Here is an 8,033-nt window from a genome sequence, read left to right on the forward strand (position 1 = left end):
CAGCTCAGCCGGGAAGTCCGTTCCAAGACGCTGTCTTTGGCGCGCATCGACTATGTCCGCGCCGCCATTGCCGTCGGCGCCACCGACAGCCGCATCATCACAAGGCACATCCTGCCCAATGTGCTCAGCCACATCATCGTCTCGATCACCCTGGCCATACCCTCCGTGGTGCTGCTGGAAAGCTTCCTGGGCTTCCTCGGCTTTGCGGTTAAGCCGCCGCTGATCTCCTGGGGCCTGATGCTGCAGGATACCGGCACCTTTTCGGTCATCGGCTCCTATCCCTGGATCCTGAGTCCCGTCATCTTCGTGCTGGTCACCGTCTTCGCCTTCAACGCGCTGGGCGACGGTCTGCGCGACGCCATCGACCCCTATTGAGGAGCAGGCTCATGAACGAACCAAGCTACACGCCTGTCTCCGACGCCCGCCACGATCTGGGCAGCCATGGTCGCGAACTGATCCTCGACGCCCGCCATATCGGAGTGGATTTCAAGGTCGAGGGCGGCACCGTCAATGCCGTGCGCGACGTCTCATTCCAGCTGCACAAGGGCGAGACCATCGCGCTGGTGGGTGAAAGCGGATCGGGCAAATCGGTGACCGCCCGCACGCTGATGAAGCTTTTGACCAAGCGGGCAACGATCCTGCCGGAGACGCAGATCACTCTGTCAGGCAAGAATATCGTCACCATGGGCGACCGCGACATGCGCAAGCTGCGCGGCAACGATGTGGCGATGATCTTCCAGGAGCCGATGAGCTCCCTCAATCCGGTCTATACCATCGGCCAGCAGCTTTGCGAGGTGCTGCACCTGCACAACCGCATGAGCCGCAAGGAGGCCATGACCAAGTCAGAAGCGCTGCTCGAGGAAGTGCAGATCCCCGAGCCCCGGGCGCGGCTGAACAACTATCCGCACCAGCTCTCCGGCGGCCAGCGCCAGCGCGTGATGATCGCCATGGCCCTGGCCAACCGCCCCGACGTGCTGATCGCCGACGAGCCGACCACTGCGCTCGACGTCACGGTACAGGCCCAGATCCTCAACCTGATCAAGGACCTCAAGGACAAATACGGCATGGCGGTGATCCTGATCACCCATGACCTGACCATCGTCCGCCAGTTCTCAGAATATGTCTATGTGATGCAGAACGGTCGAGTGCAGGAGCACAACGCCACCGAGGCGCTGTTTGCCGATCCCCAGCACGCCTATACCAAACACCTGCTGGCATCCGAGCCCAAGGGCACCGCTTTGCCGCTGGGCGAAGGCGCCCATGAAACGGTGCTGGAGGGCAAGGAAGTCAAGGTCAGCTTCACGCTGAAGCGCGGCGGCTTCTTCAAGCCTGATTTCTTCGAGCTCAATGCCGTCGACAATCTCGACATCAAACTGATGCGCAACGAGACACTGGGCATTGTGGGGGAATCGGGGTCTGGCAAGACCACCTTCGGCCAGGCGCTGATCCGGCTGATCGGCAATCAGGGGGGGCAGATATTCTTTGATGGCGAGCCGATCCACGACAAGGACCGCAACGCCATGCGGCCCTTGCGGTCCCGCATGCAGATCGTCTTCCAGGACCCGTTTTCCAGCCTCAATCCGCGCATGTCGATCCGCCAGATCATCGAGGAAGGTCTGATCGTCAACCAGATCGGGGTCAACCGTGCCGAACGCGGCGACCGGGTGCGCCAGGCCCTGATTGATGCCGGCATGCCCGACACCATCCTCAATCGCTTTCCCCATGAGTTCTCCGGTGGCCAGCGCCAGCGCATCGCCATTGCCCGCGCCATTGCGCTGGAGCCCGAATTCATCCTGCTCGACGAGCCCACCTCGGCGCTTGACCTCTCGGTCCAGGCCCAGATCATCGATCTGCTGCGCAAGCTGCAGGACGAAAAGGGCCTGAGCTATCTCTTCATTAGCCACGACCTCAAAGTTGTTCGTGCCCTATGCCATCGCGTCATGGTGATGCAGCATGGCAAAATTGTCGAACAGGGGCCCGTGGCCGACGTTCTCACAAACCCTCAAACCGAATATGCAGCCCGGCTTGTCCGCGCCGCATTCGACATTGCCGCCTAACGCTCGGAGCATTCCTAATGGCCAATCCAAAGATCACATTTATCGGCGCCGGTTCGGCGGTGTTCATGAAGAACATCGTCGGTGATATCCTGCAGCGCCCCGCATTAGGGGGCGCCACCATCCGTTTGATGGACATCAACCCCACACGGCTGGAAGAGAGCGAAATCATTGCCAAAAAGCTGATCGCCACTCTGGGCGTATCCGCAAAGGTCGAGACTTTTTCCGACCAGCGCCAGGCGCTCGACGGCACCAATTTCGTCGTCGTGTGCTTCCAGATCGGCGGCTATGAGCCATCGACCGTGATCGATTTCGAGGTGCCCAAAAAGTACAATCTGCGCCAGACCATCGCCGACACACTGGGCGTTGGCGGTATCATGCGCGGCCTGCGTACCGTGCCGCATCTGTGGAGCATCTGCGAGGACATGCTGCAGGTCGCGCCCGATGCGATCATGCTGCAATACGTCAACCCGATGGCCATCAACACCTGGGCGATTGCCGAAAAATACCCCACCATCAAGCAGGTCGGCCTGTGCCACTCGGTGCAGGGCACGGCCATGGAACTGGCCCATGACCTCGACATCCCGTACGAGGACATCCGCTATCGTTCGGCCGGCATCAACCACATGGCCTTCTATCTCAAATTCGAGCATCGCCAGCCTGACGGCTCCTACAAGGACCTCTATCCCGAGCTGCACCGCGCCTATGCCGAAGGCCGTGCCCCCAAGCCGACCTGGAATCCGCGCTGCCCCAACAAGGTGCGCTACGAAATGCTCAAGCGGCTGGGCTACTTCGTCACCGAAAGCTCAGAGCACTTTGCCGAATACACGCCCTATTTCATCAAGGAAGGGCGCGAGGACCTGATCGAGAAATTCGGCATTCCGCTCGACGAATACCCCAAGCGCTGCGTCGAGCAGATCGCCAACTGGAAGAAGACCTCCGAGGACTATCGCAAGGCCGACCGGATCGAAGTGGCCCAGTCCAGGGAATATGCCTCCTCCATCGTCAACTCGGTCTGGACGGGCGAGCCATCGGTGATCTACGGCAATCTGCGCAATAATGGTGTGATCACCAGCCTGCCCAACAATGCCGCGGTGGAAGTGCCGTGCCTGGTCGACGATAACGGCATCCAGCCCACCTATATCGGCGAGCTGCCACCCCAGCTGACCGCGCTGATGCGCACCAATATCAATGTGCAGGAGCTGACGGTGCGCGCCATGATGGAAGAGAACCGCGAGCACATCTATCACGCCGCCATGATGGACCCACACACCGCGGCCGAGCTTGATCTGGAGCAGATCTGGAACGTCGTTGATGATCTGATCGAAGCCCACGGCACCTGGTTGCCGGAATGGACGCGAGGCTCTCGCAAGCAGCGCGTCGCTTAACAGCGGCGCAATCTCCTCCCCTGCTGCCAGCGACAACCCGGTGCCCAAGCATCGGGGTTGTCGCTTGGGGGCTCACCCCATCTCCTGCACCAGTTGCAGGAATTCGGCATGCCCCAGCGCCTGGGCGGCGGCGGCGCGATATTCCCTGACCAGGCTCTCAAAGGTCTCCTGGGCAAAGCGGCGCAGTTTTGGATCTCGCTCCATTTCCCGCCGCGCCACTGCCTGGTCGAGCAGGCCAAGGCCGTTCAGCACCGGATAGTAAAGCTGGGTTTCGATGTGCGGCAGGCCCCCGAGATAGCCCGCAAAATGGTCTGCGCGCGGCATTTCCTGTTGCCAGCGGGCCAGACGATGTCGGGCTTCGGGATGAATGCGATTGGCCTGCACTTCGCGCCAGAACGGCGTGTCGTCGCGCTCGGTAACGTAATGAGTATTGACGAAGGTTCGGAAGTCATCGACTTGCCGGCCAACGCGGCCATTATAGTCACTTCGATCCTTGTCGGTCATCTCTGCAGGCGCTTTGAGATAGTGCTGCGCGAACAGCATCATTTGTACGATCGTGCCATGGATCGAGGTGGATTCGAGGGGTTCGAGAAAGCTCGAACTCAACCCGACCGCAAGGCAATTGCTGATCCAGGCGTTTTCCAACCGGCCGATCTGAAACCCGATATCGCCGCGCACGTCAATTTCACGACCGAGCACGCGCTCGACCTCTTGCTTGGCCTGCTCAGGCGTGGAGAATTCGTCGGAATAGACATAGCCACAGCCAAACCGTGTCCGCGTCGGAATTTGCCACATCCACCCCGCGCTTTGCGCCCAGGCCAGGGTATAATTGGGCAGCTCCAGGCCGGGTTTGACATCCAGCCAAAACGGCATCGCCCGATTGACCGGCAATTCATGGGCATAGGATTTCCAGGGCGCCGCGAGTTCCTTGCCGATGATCTGCTTGCGAAAGCCCGTTGCATCAATGAAAAAATCGCCATGCAGACGAGAGTTGTCGTCCAGCACAAGCGCCGTAATGTCCCCGGTTTCGCCATCGCGCTCGACGCCGGCAACGGTTGCGTCGACGATCTCGACACCCTTTGATTTTGAGGCAAAGAACTTGCCCACCAGCACCTGATCGAAATGGAATGCGTGGTGAAATGGCCCCAGCGGGATCAGCGAGCCGTCGGCCTTGCGCGCATAGGGCGCCTTTTTCTGCTCCAGCAATGGCTGGAACATGTGCATTTCCTGCACGGCGCGGCCGGCAGCGACGGCATAGACATTGAGATAGTCCGAAGGCGCCCCTGGTGGCGGCTGCACCACCTGGTGGGGATCATCAATCGGCCCATAATAGGTATGGCCCTTGCGACGCCAGTCCTGATGGCGGATGCCTAACTTGAATGACGCATCGGTCTTTCGGAAAAATTCGAACTCATCGATGCCAAATTGCTTGAGCAGTACCCTGAAGGCGGCCGTGGTTGCCTCACCCACCCCGACGGTGGGGATTTTGGACGATTCCACCACCGAAATTCTGGCAGCGATACCCTTGCGACGGACACTGTCCTGAATAATGAAGGCAGCAATCCACCCCGCTGTACCGCCGCCTACAACCACGAAATGCGCCGGTTTGGTCATCGCGTATCCTCCCAAGGGAAAGTTAGGCGGTCAGCTTGGCGCCAGCAAGCGAAGGTGGATGTTGGCAGCCAATATCTCTGAATTCCGGAGCAGGTCGTTCAAGAACGATGCGGGCGCCCCGATTGGGGCGCCCCGGTGCTTGAGGAGCACACATAGACCCTAGTGATGCCCACCGACCACTTCGCGCAATTCTTCGACAGAGCGCACCTGTTTGCGGGCAGCTCCCTGCCAATCGCCGGTCTTGACGGTTGACTTGGCCATGCGCGCCTTGGCGCCAGGTATGGCGTCAGCAAATTGGGGCAGCCACTGGGCCTGGGCGACCACCATTTCATCGACCATGGCCCAGACTTCGTCGGGTGTGCAGATGGCGCCAACCAGTGGATCGTGCAGCACGGCCAGCTTGAGCGTGTCGATGTTGCCGGTCATGGCGGCTTCCACTGACAGGCGCTGCACCGAGACCGATACCGAACAGGTGGCGGCGCAGGCTGTTGGCAAGGTGATGCCCTCGATCATGTTGATGCCGAAGCGATCGACATAGCCGGGGCTTTCGATGATCGCATCGTCTGGCAGATTGGTGATGATACCATTGTTACGGCGGTTGAAATGACCGCGATAGACCCGCCCGGTTTCCATGGCCTCGATAATGTGGCTGGCGTGCTCGCTGGTCCGCTTGTGCTCACTGAGGGGCTTGTTGGCCTGCTCCTTGAACATCGGGAAATCGGTCTCGAACCAGTTACGACGCTCGGTGGAGTAGCGCAGATAGCCGCCGGTTTCGCCGTGGATCCAGTCGCTCATGTCGATCCAGCGATTGATCTCGTCGGGTCGCTTGCGATACCAGGGCAGGTATTCGCTCAAATGCCCGTTGGACTCGGTGGAATAGACCCCGAAGCGCTTGAGCACGTCGATGCGCACCTTCTCCTGCTTGGAATAGACCGGGTGTGCCTCAAAGCCGGCGATCAGCTCGTCGGCTTCGATCTTGCGACCCTTGGCGCGGATATCGATATACCAGGTCTGGTGGTTGATGCCGGAACAGACATAGTCGAGCTCGTCATCACGAACGCCCAGCACATTGGCGATCTGGCTGGCGCCGTGCTGCACACCGTGGCACAGGCCCACGACATTGACCCCGCCATACATCTCGGCCGCCCAGGTATTCATCGCCATGGGGTTGGCGTAGTTGAGAAACAGCGCACCCGGCTCGGCTACTTCCCTGATGTCCTTGCAGAAATCAAGGATTACCGGGATGTTGCGTTGGCCATAGAGAATGCCACCCGCGCAGATCGTATCGCCCACGCACTGGTCGACGCCGTATTGGAGCGGAATGGAAATGTCGGTCGAAAACGCTTCCAGCCCGCCAACCCGCACACAGCTCATGATGTAACGCGCACCGGTTATGGCGGATCGACGATCGGTCGTCGCGGTGACCTTGGCCGGTAGACTATTGACCAAGACAATGGTCTCGATGACCTGTTTGACCATATCGAGATTGTGGGGATTGATATCGGTCAGCGCAAACTCGCAATCGACAAACTCGGGCACCTTGAGCAGGTCCGAAATAAGCGTCTTGGTGAAGCCGATAGAGCCGGCACCGATGACGGTAACTTTGAATGACATGGGATCCGATCCGATACGACAGGTTAGAAGAATTTACTCCCATATTGGTAGCGTTGACGAGCAGATGAGTGATAGAGAAAGCTTGTGCGCTAGAGGGTAATTTTGTGCTTCGTCAACTCATCGACCATGGTCACAAGGTGCGCGGGCTCAACCTGCCCAGAAGCGCTGCGCCGCTGCACTGCATGGCCATTGGCGCCGGCTACGAACAGCGCATCAATGAAGTCTATTCCTGGGATGGCCAGCAACGCGGCGATGCGCCCTTTATTGTCATTCAGCACACGCTGGAGGGCGAAGGCCGACTTGACTATGCCGGCACCCAGTTTCGGTTGACGCCGGGTCAGACCATGGTGCTCAGCCTGCCGCATGCGCATCGCTACTGGCTTGAGCGGGGCCAGCACTGGCAATATTTCTGGATGGTCCTCAATGGCCGCGAGGCGCTGCGGCTGGCGCGCGAGATCATTGACGCCGCGGGCCCTGTTTCCACCTTGCCCGCAGCGGTGATCGACCGGCTTGCCGCGGCCTGCCTGACCTTGATCGACCGCCGCGACATTACCCCCGGCGAGGCCTCCAGCGCCACCTATGCGGCCATGGCTGCGCTGCATGATGGCGTTTTTGTCGCCAATACGGCCCCGGCTCAGGCGCTGCCGGCGGCCATTGCCCGCGTCGTGAGCCATATCGAGGCCAATCTGGCGCGGCCCTTGCAGGTCGAGCGCCTGGCCATGATCGCGGAAATGAGCCGCGCGCACTTTGTGCGCCAGTTCAGCCACGCCACTGGTAGCGCACCGTCAGATTTTGTGCTGGCCCGCCGCATTGACCGCATTGAGCGCCTGCTGCTGGCTACCGATATGAGCGTTGTCGCCATCGCCGCAGCAACCGGATTTGCAGAGGCCAATTACCTCGCCAAGACCTTCCGTCGGCGTCGGGGCATGACCCCATTGGCCTATCGAGCCGCGCAAAGGCTGGCCCCAGCGTTGTGACGTGCCGCGATCATCGCCGAGCGCAAGATAGATCAGGCGAAAACAATAAACTCTCATCGTGTCCTGTCGGCTAAGGCCGCGCCGCTCGACGCATCGATCCAGATGGACAATCCCGAAAGCAGCCGTAGTGTTTCCGACAGGCGTTATGCTCTCAGGTGGGCGTTCTCGCTAATGCGTTGACCACTCGCGGCATCGAAGACGTATACTTGGCGCGGCGTAGTGAAGAGCGTCAGTTCATCGCCAGGACTGACATTGTCGTCGCCGCTTATTGTCACGACAATCGGTTGGCCTGCTATGGACACCGTCACAAAGGTCTGGCCACCGGTCGGCTCGATTGTGCTGATCCGCCCGGTGAGACTGCTTCCCTGGCCGGTTCGTAGAAAGTG

At 60.0% G+C, this 8,033-nt stretch carries 7 protein-coding genes; 4 read left to right on the forward strand and 3 right to left on the reverse strand.

Annotated elements, in window-relative coordinates:
- The 3 genes from Q8O80_RS05235 to Q8O80_RS05245 all read left to right on the forward strand — a co-directional run.
- The coding region (locus Q8O80_RS05235) for an ABC transporter permease (protein ID WP_305577664.1) at positions 1 to 375 on the forward strand (375 nt) is incomplete at its 5' end.
- An 11-nt stretch (positions 376 to 386) separates the two neighbouring features.
- Entirely contained in the window at positions 387 to 2,057 is a 1,671-nt protein-coding gene (locus Q8O80_RS05240) for an ABC transporter ATP-binding protein (RefSeq protein WP_305577666.1), read from the forward strand.
- A gap of 17 nt (positions 2,058 to 2,074) precedes the next feature.
- Complete coding sequence (locus Q8O80_RS05245) at positions 2,075 to 3,442, forward strand: alpha-glucosidase/alpha-galactosidase (RefSeq protein ID WP_305577668.1); 1,368 nt, start codon at positions 2,075 to 2,077, stop codon at positions 3,440 to 3,442.
- A gap of 72 nt (positions 3,443 to 3,514) precedes the next feature.
- Here the strand turns inward: Q8O80_RS05245 and Q8O80_RS05250 are convergent, their stop codons facing one another.
- A complete protein-coding gene (locus Q8O80_RS05250; protein WP_305577670.1) occupies positions 3,515 to 5,056 on the reverse strand; it encodes a tryptophan halogenase family protein in 1,542 nt (513 codons plus the stop codon).
- Between the two features lie 159 nt (positions 5,057 to 5,215).
- A complete protein-coding gene (locus Q8O80_RS05255; RefSeq protein ID WP_305577672.1) occupies positions 5,216 to 6,670 on the reverse strand; it encodes an alpha-glucosidase/alpha-galactosidase in 1,455 nt (484 codons plus the stop codon).
- A 104-nt stretch (positions 6,671 to 6,774) separates the two neighbouring features.
- Between Q8O80_RS05255 and Q8O80_RS05260 the strand changes: the two genes are divergently transcribed.
- The gene (locus tag Q8O80_RS05260) at positions 6,775 to 7,647 is read left to right on the forward strand and encodes an AraC family transcriptional regulator (protein ID WP_305577674.1); all 873 of its coding nucleotides are present in this window, start codon (positions 6,775 to 6,777) and stop codon (positions 7,645 to 7,647) included.
- A gap of 143 nt (positions 7,648 to 7,790) precedes the next feature.
- Here Q8O80_RS05260 and Q8O80_RS05265 read toward each other — a convergent pair.
- Positions 7,791 to 8,033: TOBE domain-containing protein (locus Q8O80_RS05265; protein ID WP_305577676.1), on the reverse strand; the 243-nt coding region annotated here is incomplete at its 5' end.

Origin of the sequence: Devosia sp., assembly GCF_030689745.1 — a bacterium.
In the GTDB taxonomy this organism is placed as follows: Bacteria; Pseudomonadota; Alphaproteobacteria; order Rhizobiales; family Devosiaceae; genus Devosia; species Devosia alba.